Raw genomic sequence first — 16,741 nt, forward strand, 5'->3', positions numbered from 1 at the left:
GTTTGTGGAGAGCATGTGATGGTTTTTGATCAGGTCCGCCAGCGGCGCCTGTCCGACGACATCGTCGATCGGTTGGAAGGGATGATTCTCGAAGGCACGTTGACCTCAGGCCAACGGCTGCCGGCCGAGCGTGCCCTGGCCGAGCAGTTCGGTGTGTCGCGCCCCTCACTGCGCGAGGCGATCCAGAAGCTGGTGGCCAAGGGGCTGTTGGTCAGCCGGCAGGGTGGCGGTAACTATGTGGCCGAATCGCTCGGCTCAACCTTCAGTGACCCATTGCTGCAACTGCTGGAGCACAGCGCCGAGGCGCAGCGCGATTTGCTGGAGTTCCGTCACACCCTGGAGGCGTCATGCGCCTACTACGCTGCCCAGCGCGCCACCGAGCCAGATCGGGCGCGCCTCAAGGCTGCATTCGACACCCTGCAGGACTGTTATGCGCGGGCTGACCAGGTCACGCGTGCAGAGGAGGGCGCGGCGGATGCGCGATTCCACCTGGCGATTGCCGAAGCCAGCCACAATGCGGTGCTGCTGCATACCATTCGCGGGCTGTTCGACCTGCTAAAGCGCAACGTGGTGACCAACATCGGGGGCATGTACCAGCAGCGTACCGAGACGCGGGACATGCTGATCAGCCAGCACCGTGAGTTGTACCAGGCGATTGTCGAGGGCAGGGCGGATGATGCGCGGGAGGTGTCCAGCCGGCACATTCTGTATGTGCAGGAGGTGCTGGAAGAGGCGCAGAACGAAGCCCAGCGCGTAGCGCGGGCAGAGCGGCGCAGCGGGCGCTGATCGGTTGCTGCTGAATGCGCGCCCTGTAGGAGCGGCCTTGCGTCGCGAAAGGGCCGCAAAGCGGCCCCAGGATATCAGCGGCGCCGCGGACATCCAGGGACTGCTGTGCAGTCCTTTCCGACCGGTCCGGCGCCCCGGCAAGGCCGCTCCTACGGCGATCGCGCAAGGGCGGGAATTAGTCTTCCTTGCCCTTGTTCCGCACCGCACGCTGCAGCTCGCGGTTGGAATCGCGTTCGCGCACGGTGTCGCGCTTGTCGAATTCCTTCTTGCCCTTGCCAAGTGCAATCTCGCACTTGATCAGGTGCTTGCTCCAGTACAGCGCCAGGGCCACACAGGTGTAGCCCTTCTGCGCCACCGCAGCTTCCACACGCTCCAGCTCGCGCTTGTTCAGCAGCAGCTTGCGCGAGCGGATAGGGTCGGCGATGACGTGGGTGCTGGCAGTGGTCAGCGGGGTGATGTGGCTGCCGAACAGCCAGGCTTCGCCATCCTTGAGCAGCACGTAGCTGTCGGTCAGGTGCGCCTTGCCGGCCCGCAGGCTTTTTACTTCCCAACCGGACAGGACCAGCCCGGCCTCGAACTTGTGCTCGATGAAGTAATCGTGTCGCGCCTTTTTGTTTTGCGCGATGGTCCCGGTCGGATGTTTCTTTTGTTTAGCCATAGGGGCGGCATTATAGGCAAGTCACCGCGTGGTCGGCTACGGGATTTAGGTGCGCTTGAGCCACCGCAATGAATACCGGACAATACAGGCCCTGTCTTACGCACAGAACCTGTTTTTGGCACGCTGCGAAGCCCGCCACCCAGCCTTGGAAGTGACGCCTGGATGACTACCCATATTCAACGCTCCGCCCTGCTGCCGTACCCTGCCCAGGCGCTGTACGACCTGGTCAATGATGTAGCCAGCTACCCGCAGTTCCTGCCTTGGTGCTCGGCCTCGACTGTGCTCGAAGCCAGTGACACGCACATGCGCGCCAAGCTGGAGGTGGCCAAAGGTGGCATGAGCCAGCAGTTCGTGACCCGCAATGTGCTGGTGCCCGGGCAGTCCATCGAGATGAACCTGGAGGAAGGGCCGTTCACCCAGTTGCATGGCGTGTGGGTATTCAAGGCGCTGGGTGAAAAAGCCTGCAAGATCAGCCTGGACCTGTCCTTCGATTATGCCGGGCCGATTGTCCGGGCAACCTTGGGGCCGCTGTTCAATCAGGCCGCCAACACGCTGGTGGATGCGTTCTGCCAGCGTGCAAAACAGCTCAATACGTGATGCTGCCAAGTCATCAGGCACAAAAAAGCCCGGACTGATCCGGGCTTTTTTACGCCTGCATTTACTGCGGCGAGGTATCCAGCGGGGCAGGTGTCGGCACCGGTGTGGTCTCGATGGTGTCGATCTCGCGCTGGATGGATTCCTCCACCGAGCCTGGCTTGGCCGGCGCCTCTTCCGGCTGCGATGCTGGCTGGCCTGGCTGGGTGGCCGGGCTGACAGTGGTATCGCTGCTGCCGCCCAGGATTTCCTGGTCGCGGCTCACGCCTGGCATGAAGTCGCCCGACAGGCTGACCAGTTGGTCGCTGTCGTTGAAGAATATGCTCATGCGCTCCTGCTGGCGTTGGCCGCCACCGGGTTGCAGGCTGTACAGGTAATCCCAACGATTGGTGTTGAAAGTATCCTGGAGCAGAGGGTTGCCCATGATAAACCTTACTTGCCGGCGGGTCATTCCGGGGCGTAATTGGTCTATCATGTCTTGCGTAACGACATTGCCCTGCTGGATGTCGATTTTGTAAACCCCGGGAAACGAGCAACCGGCGAGTGCGAGCAGTCCCACGAAGGTGAGGCTGGTTAGCAAGAGCTTGGTGTTGTTTTGCATCGGTGGGCGACTTCCACTATCTTGGCTGGACAACGTAAACCCCGATCATACCCGTATTAAGAGAAGCTGCGAAGCAGCATCGGCGAGAAAGCTGACCATGGTTGAAAATAGCGAATTGCGCAAAGCCGGTCTCAAGGTGACACTGCCTCGAGTCAAGATCCTTCAGATGCTCGACTCGACCGAGCAACGTCACATGAGCGCCGAGGATGTCTACAAGGCGCTGATGGAGGCTGGCGAGGACGTCGGTCTGGCAACCGTTTATCGCGTACTCACCCAGTTCGAGGCTGCTGGGCTGGTGGTACGGCACAACTTCGATGGCGGTCACGCAGTTTTCGAGCTGGCGGACGGCGGTCACCACGACCATATGGTCAACGTGGAGACCAGTGAAGTCATCGAATTCATGGACGCCGAAATCGAGCGGCGCCAAAAAGAGATCGTGGCCGAGCATGGCTACGAGTTGGTGGACCACAATCTGGTCCTCTACGTGCGTAAGAAAAAGTAACGTTTTCGGTCGTTATGAAGAGCAAAGGCGACCCTGGGGTCGCCTTTGTGCTTTCTGCTGCAGGGGTAGCTGCGTGAGCCGGCTGTCGGCGATGACGCCAGTGTAGGCAGCATTACGCCTTACCGGACACCACCATCTTGCGCGCATGCGCCAGCGATTCCTTGGTCAGGTCGATACCACCCAGCATCCGCGCCACTTCCTCGACCCGCTCGCGCTTGCCAAGGCTGGCCACCGCAGTGTGCGTGGTGTCGCTGTTGCGCACCTTGTGCACGAACAAATGATGATGCCCCTGCGCCGCGACCTGCGGCAGGTGGGTGACGGTCAGCACTTGGCCGCGCTCACCGAGGCGGCGCAATAGCTGGCCGACGATCTCGGCCGTCGGGCCACCGATGCCCACGTCAACCTCATCGAAGACCAGTGTCGGGATGCGTGAGGTTTGCGCCGTGATGACCTGGATCGCCAAGCTGATCCGTGACAGTTCGCCGCCCGAGGCCACCTTGGCCAAACCTTTGAGCGGCTGCCCGGGGTTGGCGCTGACCAGCAACTCTATTTGCTCAAGGCCGTGTGGCGACAGGTCGCTGCTTTCGTTGGGTGTGAGTTCGATGCAGAACCGCCCGCCAGGCATGCCCAGGCGCTGGATCTCCTGTTCGACCGCGACGGCGAGCTGTTGGGCTGCCTGCTGGCGCAGGGCGCTCAGCTCGATCGCCCTTTCCTGATAGTGCTTGGCATAGGCGGACAGTTCTTCGCCCAGGCGCTCTATGGATTCGTCGCTGGCATTCAGGCCTTCCAGCTCCTCCATCAACTGCTGCTGCAGATGGGGCAGTTCGGTGGGGTGCACGCGGTGTTTGCGTGCCAGGGTGTAGATGGTGTCGAGGCGCTCTTCCAGGGCCTGCAGGCGCATGGGGTCGGCGTCGAAGTTGTCGAGGAAGCGGTTGAGTTCGCCTACGGCTTCTTCTATCTGGATCTGTGCGCTGGCGATGAGGTTGGCGGCTTCACCCAGCGCCTTGGGGGTGTTGGCTGCGGCGCCCAGGCGATTGAGGCTGGAGGTGAGGGCGCCGAGCACATTGCCTGAGTCGCTTTCGCTGCATTGGTCGATGACCTGGCGGCAGATGCCGAACAGGGCTTCGGCGTTGGTCAGGTTCTTGTGTTCCTGCTCCAGCTGCTCCAGTTCGTTCTCACCGAGGCCAAGGTTGTCGAGCTCTTCCAGCTGATAGCTGAGCAACTGGTGGCGGGCGCGCTGCTCATCGTCGGAGTTGGCCAGGCGCTCGAGCTCCAGGCGGGTCTGGTTCCAGCGCTTGGCTGCGAGCTGGACCTGGCGGGACAGGTCGATGGCGCCGGCATATTCGTCGAGCAGGCGGCGGTGGGTGTCGGTCTTGAGCAGCGACTGGTGCTCGTGCTGGCTGTGGATGTCGATCAGTAGTTCACCGAGCGCCTTCAGGTCACCCAGTGGGCAGGGCGTGCCGTTTATGTAACCGCGGCTGCGGCCTTCGGCAGTGATGACACGGCGCAGGATGCACGGGCCGCCGTCGTCCAGGTCGCGCTCGGCCAGCCATGTGTGCGCTTCGGGGATATCCACCAGATCGAAGGTGGCCAGGATGTCCGCCTTGTCCGCGCCAGGGCGCACCACGCCGCTGTCGGCGCGATCACCAAGGGCCAGGCCGAGGGCGTCGAGCATGATCGATTTGCCTGCGCCGGTCTCGCCGGTGATGACGGACATGCCGCGGGCGAGTTCGAGGTCGAGGTGTTCGACGATGGCGTAGTTGTGAATGGACAGATGCACCAGCATGGGGCGGCTCCCGAGAAGTCAGGTCTGGTTATTTATACAGTACTTTTTTCGAGCCTGCCAATGCCTGCTCGCAGTTTCCATCGTCGACCTGAAAACCGCTTTGCCCCTTGAAGCTGATTTTTCCGGCCCCATATAGCCGGCAGACACGGCGAGCTTTGCTCGTACTACAGAGATTGCGGAGGAGAGACCCCATGGCTGACGAACAGCTGAATGAGAAAGACCTTAACGCCGAAGAGGCTGGTGCAGTGGATAACGGCGCCCGCGTTCAAGAGCTCGAGGAGCAGCTGGCCGCCGCCAAGGATCAGTCCCTGCGTGCCGTTGCCGATCTGCAGAACGTGCGTCGCCGCGCCGAGCAGGATGTCGAGAAGGCGCACAAGTTCGCCCTGGAAAAGTTTGCCGGCGACCTGTTGCCGGTGATCGACAGCCTGGAGCTGGCTCTGGCGCACTCCAGCGCTGAAGATGAGCAGGTCAAGAAGATCCGTGAAGGCGTCGAACTGACCCTCAAGATGTTCCAGGACACCCTCAAGCGTTACAACCTCGAAGCCATCGACCCGCACGGCCAGCCGTTCAACGCCGAGCACCATCAGGCCATGGCCATGCAGGAAAGCGCCGAGGTAGAGCCTAACAGCGTGCTGAACGTGTTCCAGAAGGGCTACCTGCTCAATGGCCGCCTGCTGCGCCCTGCCATGGTGGTGGTCAGCAAGGCGCCGAGCGCGCCGCAGCCTTCGATCGATGAAAAGGCTTGAAATCCGACGGGGCATCCCCATCTAGGTGTCAAGCCTTCAAGTATTACCGCAGTTGGCCAAAGTAGTCGCTGCTACCAAATTCAAGTTTCGGGAGAGTAAACATGGGCAAAATCATCGGTATCGACCTGGGGACCACCAACTCGTGCGTCTCCATTCTGGAAAACGGTAACGTCAAGGTCATCGAAAACGCCGAAGGTGCGCGTACCACCCCTTCGATCGTGGCCTACGCCAATGATGGCGAAATCCTGGTTGGCCAGTCGGCCAAGCGCCAGGCCGTCACCAACCCGCACAACACACTGTTCGCAGTGAAGCGCCTCATCGGCCGCCGCTTCGAAGAAGATGTCGTGCAGAAAGACATCAAGCTGGTGCCGTACAAGATCGTCAAGGCTAACAACGGTGACGCCTGGGTCGAGGCTTCCGGCAAGGAAATGGCGCCGCCACAGATCAGCGCCGAAGTTCTGAAAAAGATGAAGAAGACCGCCGAAGACTATCTCGGCGAGCCAGTCACCGAGGCGGTCATCACCGTTCCGGCCTACTTCAACGACAGCCAGCGTCAGGCCACCAAAGACGCCGGTCGCATCGCGGGTCTGGACGTAAAACGCATCATCAACGAACCGACCGCTGCTGCGCTGGCCTATGGCATGGACAAGGCGAAGGGCGACCACACTGTCATCGTTTATGACCTGGGTGGTGGTACCTTCGACGTATCGGTCATCGAAATCGCCGAAGTCGACGGTGAGCACCAGTTCGAAGTACTGGCCACCAACGGCGACACCTTCCTGGGTGGCGAAGACTTCGACATGCGCCTGATCGACTACCTCGTCGACGAGTTCAAGAAAGAGTCGGGCATGGACCTGAAGAACGACCCTCTGGCCCTGCAGCGTCTGAAAGAAGCTGCGGAAAAGGCCAAGATCGAACTGTCCTCCGCTCAGTCGACCGACGTGAACCTGCCGTACATCACTGCAGATGCGACCGGTCCGAAGCACCTGAACGTGAAGATCTCCCGCGCCAAGCTGGAGTCGCTGGTGGAAGACCTGGTCAACCGTACCATCGAGCCTTGCCGCATCGCCCTGAAAGACGCGGGCATCGACGCCAGCAAGATCGACGACGTGATCCTGGTCGGTGGCCAGACCCGTATGCCGCTGGTTCAGAAGGCCGTAGCCGACTTCTTCGGCAAGGAAGCTCGCAAGGACGTCAACCCGGACGAAGCAGTTGCCATGGGCGCTGCCATCCAGGGTGCCGTACTGGCCGGTGACGTGAAAGACGTACTGCTGCTGGACGTCAGCCCGCTGACCCTGGGTATCGAAACCATGGGCGGCGTGATGACCCCGCTGATCGAGAAGAACACCACCATTCCGACCAAGAAGTCGCAGGTGTTCTCGACTGCCGACGACAACCAGGGCGCAGTGACCATTCACGTGCTGCAGGGTGAGCGCAAGCAGGCTTCGCAGAACAAGTCGCTGGGCAAGTTCGACCTGGCTGACATCCCGCCAGCACCGCGTGGTGTTCCGCAGATCGAAGTGACCTTCGACATTGACGCCAACGGCATCCTGCACGTCGGCGCCAAAGACAAGGCCACCGGCAAGACCCAGTCGATCGTGATCAAGGCCAACTCCGGTCTGTCCGACGAAGAGATCGAAAAAATGGTGCGTGACGCCGAGGCCAATGCCGAGGAAGACCGCAAGTTCGAAGAGCTGGCCGCTGCCCGCAACCAGGGTGACGCGCTGGTTCACTCGACCCGCAAGATGGTCGCTGACGCCGGTGACAAGGTCACTGCCGAAGAGAAGACTGCCATCGAAGCGGCCGTGGTTGCCCTGGAAGCCGCTGTCAAAGGCGACGACAAGGCTGCCATCGATGCCAAGGTCGAGGAGCTGTCCAAGGTCTCCGCGCCGGTAGCGCAGAAGATGTACGCCGAGCAGTCGGCCGAACAGCCTCAGGGCGGCGCTCAGCAGCAGGCCGAACCGGAAGCCAAGCACGATGACGTGGTTGACGCCGAGTTCGAAGAAGTGAAAGGCGACGACAAGAAGTAATCGTTGCATGTTGTCGGCCAGCTCACCGTCGTTTGGCGGTGAGCTGGTAGGATGTCGCCGCGCGGGGGCTTGCTCCCGCGTTGGCGTATCTGGAATTCGAGAATTTTTACAGCATTTGTCTGGGCCGCATCGGGTCTTCAGGCGGGTGCTGACGGCGCGGCGCGGATGCCGAACGCCCAACAAGGTGCAAATGACCTATGTCCAAGCGTGATTATTATGAGGTCCTGGGTGTCGAGCGCGGCGCCAGTGAAGCAGACCTGAAAAAGGCTTATCGCCGCCTGGCGATGAAGTACCACCCGGACCGCAACCCGGGCGACAAAGAGTCCGAAGACAAGTTCAAGGAGGCCAACGAGGCCTACGAAGTGCTGTCTGATGCGAGCAAGCGGGCCGCGTTCGACCAGTATGGTCACGCCGGTGTCGACCCGAGCATGGGTGGCGGCGGTGCAGGCTTTGGTGGCGCCAACTTCTCCGACATCTTTGGCGATGTGTTCAGTGACTTCTTCGGTGGTGGGCGTGGCGGTGGTCGTGGTGGCGCTGCGCGCGGCAGCGACCTGCGCTACACCCTGGAGCTGAACCTGGAAGAAGCCGTTCGCGGCACGACGGTCAGTATTCGCGTGCCGACCCTGGTCAACTGCCAGCCTTGTGACGGCAGCGGTGCGAAGAAGGGTTCGACCCCGTCGACCTGCCCGACGTGCGGCGGTATCGGCCAGGTGCGCATGCAGCAGGGCTTCTTCTCGGTGCAGCAGACCTGCCCGCGCTGCCATGGCCAGGGCAAGATCATCACCGACCCTTGCGGTTCGTGCCACGGTGAAGGCCGTGTCGAGGAATACAAGACCCTGTCGGTCAAAGTGCCGGCCGGCGTCGACACTGGCGACCGCATCCGCCTCTCTGGCGAAGGAGAGGCAGGCACTCATGGTGGCCCGACCGGCGACCTTTACGTGGTGATCAACGTGCGTGAGCACGAGATTTTCCAGCGTGACGGCAAGCACCTGTATTGCGAAGTGCCTATCAGCTATACCGATGCCGCTTTGGGTGGCGAGCTGGAAGTGCCGACCCTCGATGGTCGTGTGAAGCTGAAGATCCCTGAGGGCACGCAAACCGGTAAGCAGTTCCGCCTGCGTGGCAAAGGTGTTGCACCGGTGCGTGGTGGTGGTGCAGGTGACCTGCTGTGCCGCGTTGCGGTCGAGACCCCGGTCAACCTCAGCCGTCGCCAGCGTGAACTGCTCGAAGAGCTGCGCGACTCGCTCGAAGGCGACAGCTCCCACTCGCCCAAGGCCAATGGCTGGTTCGATGGCGTGAAGCGCTTCTTCGGCGATCTCTGACAAGGAACAGGCTATGCGACGTATTGCAGTGATGGGCGCGGCAGGGCGGATGGGCAAGACCCTGATCGAAGCTGTGCAGCAAACCCAGGGTGCTGGGCTGACGGCGGCGATCGATCGCCCGGACAGCTCGCTGGTGGGGGCGGATGCCGGTGAGTTGGCGGCGCTCGGTCGTATCGGCGTGCTGCTGTCGGATGACCTGGCCAAGGTTGCCGACGATTTCGATGTGCTGATCGACTTCACTCACCCTTCGGTGACCCTGAAGAACCTGGCGTTTTGCCGCAAACATGGCAAGGCAATGATCATCGGCACCACCGGTTTCACCAGCGAGGAGAAGCAGCTGCTGGCCGAGGCGGGTAAGGACATCCCGATCGTCTTCGCCGCCAACTTCAGCGTAGGCGTCAACCTCAGCCTGAAGTTGCTGGACATGGCGGCGCGGGTGCTGGGCGATGATGTCGACATCGAGATCATCGAGGCGCATCACCGGCACAAGGTCGATGCGCCGTCAGGCACTGCGCTGCGCATGGGTGAGGTGGTTGCCAATGCCCTGGGTCGTGATCTGCAGGAAGTGGCGGTGTATGGTCGTGAGGGCCAGACGGGCGCGCGTGATCGCCAGACCATCGGTTTTGCGACTGTGCGTGCCGGCGATGTGGTCGGTGACCACACCGTGCTGTTCGCCGCTGAAGGTGAGCGCCTGGAAATCACCCACAAGGCTTCCAGCCGCATGACCTTCGCCAAGGGTGCGGTGCGTGCCGCGCTGTGGCTGGATGGGCGTGAGGCGGGCTTGTACGACATGCAGGATGTGCTGGAGCTGCGTTAAGCCGTTCCCTCGGGGTACATGTGATCCCTGTAGGAGCGGCCTTGCGTCGCGAAAGGGTCGCGCAGCGGCCCCAGGGATCTCGGCAGCGCCGCAGAAAGCTAGGGCTGCTACGCAGCCCTTTCGCGACACAAGGCCGCTCCTACGCGCGTGTTCATTGCCCAAGAAGGTCAGCCTGTCGCAATCATGTGTTTTAGAGGCACATTTACGGTAGACCAAAAAAGCACTTTTCTGTAAGCTACAGCTTTAGTGTGTCCACTAAAAGCGCGCAGCGAATTGAATTCAGCACATAGAAGCGGGGTGACGTGTCCATACGTCACTCCGCTTTTTTGCAACCTGCGATCGCCCTTTCATGCTTGATTTACGGGAGGTCTTCTTGACAAAGCCAGCCATACTCGCCCTTGCCGACGGCAGTATTTTTCGCGGTGAAGCCATCGGAGCCGACGGTCAGACCGTTGGTGAGGTGGTGTTCAACACCGCTATGACCGGCTACCAGGAAATCCTTACAGACCCTTCCTACGCGCAGCAAATCGTTACTCTGACCTACCCGCACATTGGCAACACCGGTACCACTCCGGAAGACGCCGAGTCGAACCGTGTCTGGTCCGCCGGCCTGGTCATCCGTGACCTGCCGCTGCTGGCCAGCAACTGGCGTAACACCCAGTCGCTGCCTGACTACCTCAAGGCCAACAATGTCGTTGCCATCGCCGGCATCGACACCCGTCGCCTGACCCGTATTCTGCGTGAAAAGGGCGCTCAGAACGGCTGCATTCTCGCCGGTGACAACATCAGCGAAGAAGCCGCCATCGCCGCTGCCCGCGCCTTCCCGGGCCTCAAGGGCATGGACCTGGCCAAGGTCGTTTCCACCAAGGAGCGTTACGAGTGGCGCTCCAGCGTGTGGGAGCTGAAAACCGACAGCCACCCGACCCTGGAAGCTTCCGAGCTGCCGTACCACGTTGTTGCCTTCGACTACGGCGTCAAGCTGAACATCCTGCGCATGCTGGTCGCCCGTGGCTGCCGCGTGACCGTGGTGCCTGCCCAGACCCCGGCCAGCGAAGTGCTCGCGCTCAACCCTGATGGTGTGTTCCTGTCCAACGGCCCTGGTGATCCAGAGCCATGCGACTACGCGATCCAGGCGATCAAAGAGATCCTCGACACCGATATTCCGGTGTTCGGCATCTGCCTGGGCCACCAGCTGCTGGCGCTGGCCTCTGGCGCCAAGACCGTGAAAATGGGCCACGGCCACCATGGTGCCAACCACCCGGTCCAGGACCTGGACACCGGCGTGGTCATGATCACCAGCCAGAACCACGGTTTCGCCGTAGACGAAGCCACCCTGCCGGGTAACGTTCGCGCCATCCACAAGTCGCTGTTCGACGGCACCCTGCAGGGTATCGAGCGTACCGACAAGAGCGCGTTCAGCTTCCAGGGCCACCCTGAAGCGAGCCCGGGCCCGACCGACGTCGCGCCACTGTTCGATCGTTTCACCGATGCCATGGCCAAGCGCCGCTGAGCATCCTGCTTCAAGGCCCCGGGCCGGCACCTGCCGCGCCCGGAAGCGCCTGACCCAGATTGTTCAAAGCGGCTTGCCGACTGACCCCGGATTTGAGTGACCACCATGCCAAAACGTACAGACATCAAAAGCATCCTGATTCTCGGCGCTGGCCCGATCGTGATCGGCCAGGCCTGTGAATTCGACTACTCCGGCGCCCAGGCCTGTAAAGCCCTGCGTGAGGAAGGTTTCCGCGTCATCCTGGTGAACTCCAACCCAGCCACCATCATGACCGACCCGGCCATGGCCGACGCCACCTACATCGAGCCGATCAAGTGGCAGTCAGTGGCCAAGATCATCGAAAAAGAGCGCCCGGACGCCGTTTTGCCGACCATGGGTGGCCAGACCGCACTGAACTGCGCCCTGGACCTGGAGCGCCACGGCGTTCTGGAGAAGTTCGGCGTAGAGATGATCGGTGCCAACGCCGACACCATCGACAAGGCCGAAGACCGCTCGCGCTTCGACAAGGCCATGAAGGACATCGGCCTGGAGTGCCCGCGCTCCGGTATCGCCCACAGCATGGAAGAGGCCAATGCGGTCCTTGAGAAGCTTGGCTTCCCATGCATCATCCGCCCGTCGTTCACCATGGGTGGCACAGGTGGTGGTATCGCTTACAACCGTGAAGAGTTCGAAGAAATCTGCACCCGTGGTCTGGACCTGTCGCCGACCAAAGAGCTGCTGATCGACGAATCGCTGATCGGCTGGAAAGAGTACGAGATGGAAGTGGTCCGCGACAAAAAGGACAACTGCATCATCGTCTGCTCGATCGAAAACTTCGACCCGATGGGCGTGCACACCGGTGACTCGATCACCGTTGCTCCAGCGCAGACCCTGACCGACAAGGAATACCAGATCATGCGCAACGCCTCGCTGGCGGTGCTGCGTGAAATTGGCGTTGAAACCGGCGGTTCCAACGTGCAGTTCGGTATCTGCCCGAACACCGGCCGCATGGTCGTGATCGAGATGAACCCGCGTGTTTCGCGTTCCTCGGCGCTGGCTTCCAAGGCAACTGGCTTCCCGATCGCCAAGATCGCCGCCAAGCTGGCCATTGGTTACACCCTTGACGAACTGCAGAACGACATCACTGGCGGCCGTACTCCGGCGTCCTTCGAGCCGTCGATCGACTACGTCGTCACCAAGCTGCCACGCTTCGCCTTCGAGAAATTCCCGAAAGCCGACGCCCGCCTGACCACCCAGATGAAGTCCGTGGGTGAAGTCATGGCCATCGGCCGTACCTTCCAGGAATCCCTGCAGAAAGCCCTGCGCGGCCTGGAAGTCGGTGCTTGCGGTCTTGACCCTAAAGTCGACCTGGCCAGCCCGGAAGCCGCCGGCATCCTCAAGCGCGAGCTGACCGTGCCGGGTGCCGAGCGCATCTGGTACGTGGCTGACGCCATGCGTTCGGGTATGACCTGCGAAGAGATCTTCGCCCTGACCGGCATCGACATGTGGTTCCTGGTTCAGATGGAAGACCTGATCAAGGAAGAAGAGAAGGTCAAGACCCTGGCCCTGTCGGCGATCGACAAGGACTACATGCTGCGCCTCAAGCGCAAGGGCTTCTCGGACCAGCGTCTGGCCAAGCTGCTCGGCATCACCGACAAGAACCTGCGCCGTCACCGCCACAAGCTGGAAGTGTTCCCGGTGTACAAGCGCGTCGACACCTGCGCTGCCGAGTTCGCCACCGACACCGCCTACCTGTACTCCACCTACGAGGAAGAGTGCGAGGCCAACCCGTCGACCCGCGACAAGATCATGATCCTGGGTGGCGGCCCTAACCGTATCGGTCAAGGCATCGAGTTCGACTATTGCTGCGTACACGCGGCACTGGCACTGCGTGAAGACGGTTACGAGACCATCATGGTCAACTGCAACCCGGAAACCGTCTCCACCGACTACGACACCTCCGACCGCCTGTACTTCGAGCCGTTGACCCTGGAAGACGTGCTGGAAGTCTGCCGCGTCGAGAAGCCCAAGGGCGTCATCGTCCACTACGGCGGCCAGACCCCGCTGAAACTGGCTCGCGCCCTGGAAGAGGCCGGCGTACCGATCATCGGTACCAGCCCGGACGCCATCGACCGTGCCGAAGACCGTGAGCGCTTCCAGCAGATGGTTCAGCGCCTGAACCTGCTGCAGCCGCCAAACGCTACCGTGCGCAGCGAAGAAGAAGCCATCCGTGCCGCGGGCGGTATCGGTTACCCGCTGGTGGTGCGCCCTTCCTACGTACTGGGCGGCCGTGCGATGGAGATCGTCTACGAACTGGACGAGCTCAAGCGCTACCTGCGTGAAGCCGTGCAAGTGTCCAACGACAGCCCGGTACTGCTGGACCACTTCCTCAACTGCGCCATCGAGATGGACGTGGATGCGGTCTGCGACGGCACCGACGTGGTGATCGGCGCGATCATGCAGCACATCGAGCAGGCCGGCGTTCACTCCGGTGACTCGGCGTGCTCGCTGCCGCCTTACTCGCTGAGCAAGGACGTGCAGGACCAGGTTCGCGATCAGGTACGCAAGATGGCCCTGGAGCTGGGCGTGGTTGGCCTGATGAACGTGCAGTTGGCCTTGCAGGGCGACAAGATCTACGTGATCGAAGTCAACCCGCGCGCCTCGCGTACCGTGCCGTTCGTGTCCAAGTGCATCGGCACTTCCCTGGCGATGATCGCTGCCCGCGTCATGGCTGGCAAAACCCTGAAAGAGCTGGGCTTCACCCAGGAAATCATCCCGAACTTCTACAGCGTCAAGGAAGCCGTCTTCCCGTTCGCCAAGTTCCCGGGGGTTGACCCGATCCTCGGCCCTGAGATGAAATCGACCGGTGAAGTCATGGGTGTCGGTGACAGCTTCGGTGAAGCGTTCGCCAAGGCTCAGATGGGTGCCAGCGAAGTGCTGCCAACGGGCGGTACCGCGTTCATCAGCGTACGTGACGACGACAAGCCGCAAGTGGCTGGAGTTGCCCGTGACCTGATCGCCCTGGGCTTCGAAGTGGTCGCTACTGCAGGTACCGCCAAGGTCATCGAGGCGGCTGGCCTGAAAGTGCGCCGCGTGAACAAGGTGACCGAAGGCCGTCCGCACGTGGTCGACATGATCAAGAACGACGAAGTGTCGTTGATCATCAACACCACCGAAGGCCGTCAGTCGATTGCCGATTCCTATTCGATTCGTCGCAATGCGTTGCAGCACAAGATCTACTGCACCACGACCATTGCGGCTGGTGAAGCCATCTGCGAAGCGCTGAAATTCGGCCCTGAAAAGACCGTTCGTCGCTTGCAGGATCTGCATGCAGGACTTAAAGCATGAGCATTACCAAGTATCCGATGACCGTTCAGGGCGCTCGCGCCCTGGAAGAGGAACACCTGTTCCTGAGCAAGACCGAGCGCCCGCGCCTGAGTCAGGCCATTGGCGAAGCACGCGAACTGGGCGACCTCAAGGAAAATGCCGAATACCATGCCGCCCGTGAGGAGCAGGGCATGGTCGAGGCGCGTATCCGCGACATCGAAGGCCGTCTGCAGAACTCGGTAGTGATCGATGTGACCACTATCCCTCACACCGGCAAGGTGATTTTCGGCACCACTGTGGTGCTGGCCAACACTGAAACCGATGAAGAGGTGAGCTACCAGATCGTTGGTGAGGATGAAGCCGACGTGAAGCAAGGCAAGCTCTCGAGCGGCGCACCGATCGCCCGTGCCATCATCGGCAAGGAAGAAGGTGATACTGTCGTCGTCAAGACGCCAAGCGGCTCGGTCGAGTACGAGATTGTCGAAGTCAAGCACATCTGACCGGCGCCTGCGGGCGCCATCCCTTGAGGGGATCCTCTGGCAACTGGCCCAGGTTTTCTGGGTCGGTGGCCTTTGGGTGTTCCATGTTGGGCTGGTGCCCGCGCTCAAGGTCAGTGGCCTGGCACCTTTGCTGGTACAGGATATCGCCGGGCAGATTGACCGTTGGTTGATTGGCGTGGCGTTGCTCGGGCTGCTGACGCAGCTGGCAGTACTGGCGAGGGTCGATGGCCTGGCGGCCTGGTGGCGGCAATTTCGTGGCCAGATGCTGTTGCTCGGCTTTGCGGCCTGCGTGGGGTACTACACCTTGCGCTATGGCATCTCGGTCGGCGAGCGCTGGCAGATGTTCTGTTTTCTGGTTCTGGGTTTTTCCGGCATCGTGCTGGTGGCTCAACCGGTACCGGTCAGGGCGCGCCAAGCGCGCCACTGATCGGCGCCACCGTTACTTGTAGCGGTGGATGTTGGACAGCTGTTTGTTCGGCTGTGGGTTCTTGCGGTAGATCAGCGCTTTCTTGCCGATGGTCTGCACCAGCTCGGCGCGGCCGGCCTTGCACAGCTCTGCGATGGTCTCGGCGCGCTCTTCGCGATCTTCCGAGCGAATTTCGACCTTGATCAGCTCGTGGTCGACCAGTGCGCGCTCCAGTTCGGCGATCACGCCTTCATTCAAACCGTTGCCAGCAACGATCAGGACCGGTTTCAGGTCATGACCAATGGATTTGTATTGCTTCTTCTGCTCGTTATTGAGCGGCATAATCTGACCCTTTCCGTCTGATTCTGTAAAATTGACGGGCATTTTACCCGAGGGCCTGTGGCTCCGCCCAGTCAAACACGACGCATATCATCGAGGTGCCCCGTGGTACAACGTTCCAAAAGCAGCGCTAACTGGCTGCGAGAGCATTTTAACGACCCTTTTGTTAAGCAGGCGCAGAAGGATGGCTACCGCTCGCGTGCGAGCTACAAACTGCTTGAGATCCAGGAGAAAGACCGCCTGATCCGCCCAGGCATGAGCGTGATCGACCTGGGCGCGGCGCCGGGTGGCTGGTCGCAAGTGACCAGTCGTCTGATTGGTGGCCAGGGCCGTCTGATCGCTTCGGACATCCTGGAAATGGACTCGATCCCGGACGTTACCTTTATTCAGGGCGACTTCACCCAGGATGAGGTCTTGCAGCAGATCCTCGATGCGGTCGGTGATTCGCACGTAGACCTTGTGATTTCCGACATGGCCCCCAATATGAGTGGTACGCCTGAGGTGGACATGCCGCGCGCCATGTTCCTCTGTGAGTTGGCCCTGGACCTGGCAACCCGTGTGCTCAAGCCCGGCGGTGATTTTCTGATCAAGATTTTCCAGGGCGAAGGCTTTGACATGTACCTGAAGGATGTGCGCACCAAGTTCGACAAGGTGCAGATGCGCAAGCCGTCCTCTTCGCGGGATCGCTCGCGTGAACAGTACCTGTTGGGTAAGGGTTTCAAGGGCGCTTGAATGGCCTGCTGCGGGGTGGTCGATAGTTAATTCCAATCGGCTGCCCCGTCTGGATTGTCCGAACTTCGTGTAGTCTAGATTTCACAAAGGGTTACAGACGGTGCCT

The 16,741-nt window shown here is 61.1% G+C and carries 16 protein-coding genes; 12 read left to right on the top strand and 4 right to left on the bottom strand.

Translation table 11 applies throughout. From position 1 onward, the window contains the following. Positions 1-18 precede the first annotated feature (18 nt). Positions 19-786, top strand: a complete 768-nt coding sequence (locus tag JET17_RS03505; protein ID WP_012312632.1) for an FCD domain-containing protein — start codon at positions 19-21, stop codon at positions 784-786. Between the two features lie 175 nt (positions 787-961). On the opposite strand, the gene smpB is transcribed toward JET17_RS03505, so the two are convergent. Continuing rightward, on the bottom strand, positions 962-1,444 hold the full coding sequence (gene smpB / locus JET17_RS03510) for an SsrA-binding protein SmpB (protein WP_012312633.1): 483 nt from the start codon (positions 1,442-1,444) through the stop codon (positions 962-964). A gap of 162 nt (positions 1,445-1,606) precedes the next feature. Here smpB and JET17_RS03515 point away from each other — a divergent pair, with 162 nt between their 5' ends. Further along, positions 1,607-2,041, top strand: coding sequence for a type II toxin-antitoxin system RatA family toxin (locus JET17_RS03515; protein ID WP_012312635.1), 435 nt, complete (start codon positions 1,607-1,609; stop codon positions 2,039-2,041). 61 nt (positions 2,042-2,102) lie between these two features. Here the strand turns inward: JET17_RS03515 and JET17_RS03520 are convergent, their stop codons facing one another. Then, entirely contained in the window at positions 2,103-2,639 is a 537-nt protein-coding gene (locus JET17_RS03520) for an outer membrane protein assembly factor BamE (protein ID WP_012312636.1), read from the bottom strand. A gap of 97 nt (positions 2,640-2,736) precedes the next feature. Between JET17_RS03520 and fur the strand changes: the two genes are divergently transcribed. Then, positions 2,737-3,141 carry a ferric iron uptake transcriptional regulator gene (fur, locus tag JET17_RS03525; protein ID WP_008096237.1) on the top strand — a complete coding sequence of 135 codons (405 nt, stop codon included), beginning with the start codon at positions 2,737-2,739 and terminating at the stop codon, positions 3,139-3,141. Positions 3,142-3,253: 112 nt separating this feature from the next. Here fur and recN read toward each other — a convergent pair whose 3' ends face one another. Next, positions 3,254-4,927 carry a DNA repair protein RecN gene (recN, locus tag JET17_RS03530; RefSeq protein ID WP_012312637.1) on the bottom strand — a complete coding sequence of 558 codons (1,674 nt, stop codon included), beginning with the start codon at positions 4,925-4,927 and terminating at the stop codon, positions 3,254-3,256. Positions 4,928-5,118: 191 nt separating this feature from the next. On the opposite strand from recN, the gene grpE reads away from it, so the two are divergent. The 8 genes from grpE to JET17_RS03570 all read left to right on the top strand — a co-directional run bounded on the left by grpE (position 5,119) and on the right by JET17_RS03570 (position 15,585). After that, entirely contained in the window at positions 5,119-5,673 is a 555-nt protein-coding gene (grpE, locus tag JET17_RS03535) for a nucleotide exchange factor GrpE (protein WP_012312638.1), read from the top strand. 101 nt (positions 5,674-5,774) lie between these two features. Then, positions 5,775-7,703, top strand: a complete 1,929-nt coding sequence (gene dnaK / locus JET17_RS03540; protein ID WP_012312639.1) for a molecular chaperone DnaK — start codon at positions 5,775-5,777, stop codon at positions 7,701-7,703. Positions 7,704-7,900: 197 nt separating this feature from the next. After that, positions 7,901-9,025: a molecular chaperone DnaJ gene (gene dnaJ, locus JET17_RS03545; RefSeq protein ID WP_012312640.1), complete on the top strand. Its 1,125-nt coding sequence runs from the start codon at positions 7,901-7,903 to the stop codon at positions 9,023-9,025. 13 nt (positions 9,026-9,038) lie between these two features. Further along, positions 9,039-9,842, top strand: a complete 804-nt coding sequence (gene dapB, locus JET17_RS03550) for a 4-hydroxy-tetrahydrodipicolinate reductase (RefSeq protein ID WP_012312641.1) — start codon at positions 9,039-9,041, stop codon at positions 9,840-9,842. A gap of 373 nt (positions 9,843-10,215) precedes the next feature. Beyond that, a complete protein-coding gene (carA, locus tag JET17_RS03555) occupies positions 10,216-11,352 on the top strand; it encodes a glutamine-hydrolyzing carbamoyl-phosphate synthase small subunit (protein WP_039602472.1) in 1,137 nt (378 codons plus the stop codon). Between the two features lie 105 nt (positions 11,353-11,457). Beyond that, positions 11,458-14,679, top strand: a complete 3,222-nt coding sequence (carB, locus tag JET17_RS03560) for a carbamoyl-phosphate synthase large subunit (protein WP_012312643.1) — start codon at positions 11,458-11,460, stop codon at positions 14,677-14,679. Next, positions 14,676-15,158: a transcription elongation factor GreA gene (greA, locus tag JET17_RS03565; protein WP_012312644.1), complete on the top strand. Its 483-nt coding sequence runs from the start codon at positions 14,676-14,678 to the stop codon at positions 15,156-15,158. The genes carB and greA overlap by 4 nt, the downstream gene beginning before the upstream one ends. Continuing rightward, on the top strand, positions 15,136-15,585 hold the full coding sequence (locus JET17_RS03570; protein ID WP_012312645.1) for a hypothetical protein: 450 nt from the start codon (positions 15,136-15,138) through the stop codon (positions 15,583-15,585). The genes greA and JET17_RS03570 overlap by 23 nt, the downstream gene beginning before the upstream one ends. A gap of 12 nt (positions 15,586-15,597) precedes the next feature. On the opposite strand, the gene yhbY is transcribed toward JET17_RS03570, so the two are convergent. Further along, a complete protein-coding gene (yhbY, locus tag JET17_RS03575; protein WP_003249945.1) occupies positions 15,598-15,906 on the bottom strand; it encodes a ribosome assembly RNA-binding protein YhbY in 309 nt (102 codons plus the stop codon). A 102-nt stretch (positions 15,907-16,008) separates the two neighbouring features. Between yhbY and rlmE the strand changes: the two genes are divergently transcribed. Beyond that, positions 16,009-16,635, top strand: coding sequence for a 23S rRNA (uridine(2552)-2'-O)-methyltransferase RlmE (gene rlmE, locus JET17_RS03580; protein WP_012312646.1), 627 nt, complete (start codon positions 16,009-16,011; stop codon positions 16,633-16,635). Positions 16,636-16,741: the final 106 nt, after the last annotated feature.

This window comes from Pseudomonas putida, assembly GCF_016406145.1.
In the GTDB taxonomy this organism is placed as follows: Bacteria; Pseudomonadota; Gammaproteobacteria; order Pseudomonadales; family Pseudomonadaceae; genus Aquipseudomonas; species Aquipseudomonas putida_E.

Bases quoted from the DNA above. Each gene is read 5' to 3' on its own strand.
- yhbY (WP_003249945.1), bottom strand. From the start codon at position 15,906: ATGCCGCTCAATAACGAGCAGAAGAAGCAATACAAATCCATTGGTCAT.
- JET17_RS03505 (WP_012312632.1), top strand. From the start codon at position 19: ATGGTTTTTGATCAGGTCCGCCAGCGGCGCCTGTCCGACGACATCGTC.
- recN (WP_012312637.1), bottom strand. From the start codon at position 4,927: ATGCTGGTGCATCTGTCCATTCACAACTACGCCATCGTCGAACACCTC.
- dnaK (WP_012312639.1), top strand. From the start codon at position 5,775: ATGGGCAAAATCATCGGTATCGACCTGGGGACCACCAACTCGTGCGTC.
- JET17_RS03520 (WP_012312636.1), bottom strand. From the start codon at position 2,639: ATGCAAAACAACACCAAGCTCTTGCTAACCAGCCTCACCTTCGTGGGA.
- carB (WP_012312643.1), top strand. From the start codon at position 11,458: ATGCCAAAACGTACAGACATCAAAAGCATCCTGATTCTCGGCGCTGGC.
- dnaJ (WP_012312640.1), top strand. From the start codon at position 7,901: ATGTCCAAGCGTGATTATTATGAGGTCCTGGGTGTCGAGCGCGGCGCC.
- smpB (WP_012312633.1), bottom strand. From the start codon at position 1,444: ATGGCTAAACAAAAGAAACATCCGACCGGGACCATCGCGCAAAACAAA.
- dapB (WP_012312641.1), top strand. From the start codon at position 9,039: ATGCGACGTATTGCAGTGATGGGCGCGGCAGGGCGGATGGGCAAGACC.
- fur (WP_008096237.1), top strand. From the start codon at position 2,737: ATGGTTGAAAATAGCGAATTGCGCAAAGCCGGTCTCAAGGTGACACTG.
- grpE (WP_012312638.1), top strand. From the start codon at position 5,119: ATGGCTGACGAACAGCTGAATGAGAAAGACCTTAACGCCGAAGAGGCT.
- JET17_RS03515 (WP_012312635.1), top strand. From the start codon at position 1,607: ATGACTACCCATATTCAACGCTCCGCCCTGCTGCCGTACCCTGCCCAG.
- greA (WP_012312644.1), top strand. From the start codon at position 14,676: ATGAGCATTACCAAGTATCCGATGACCGTTCAGGGCGCTCGCGCCCTG.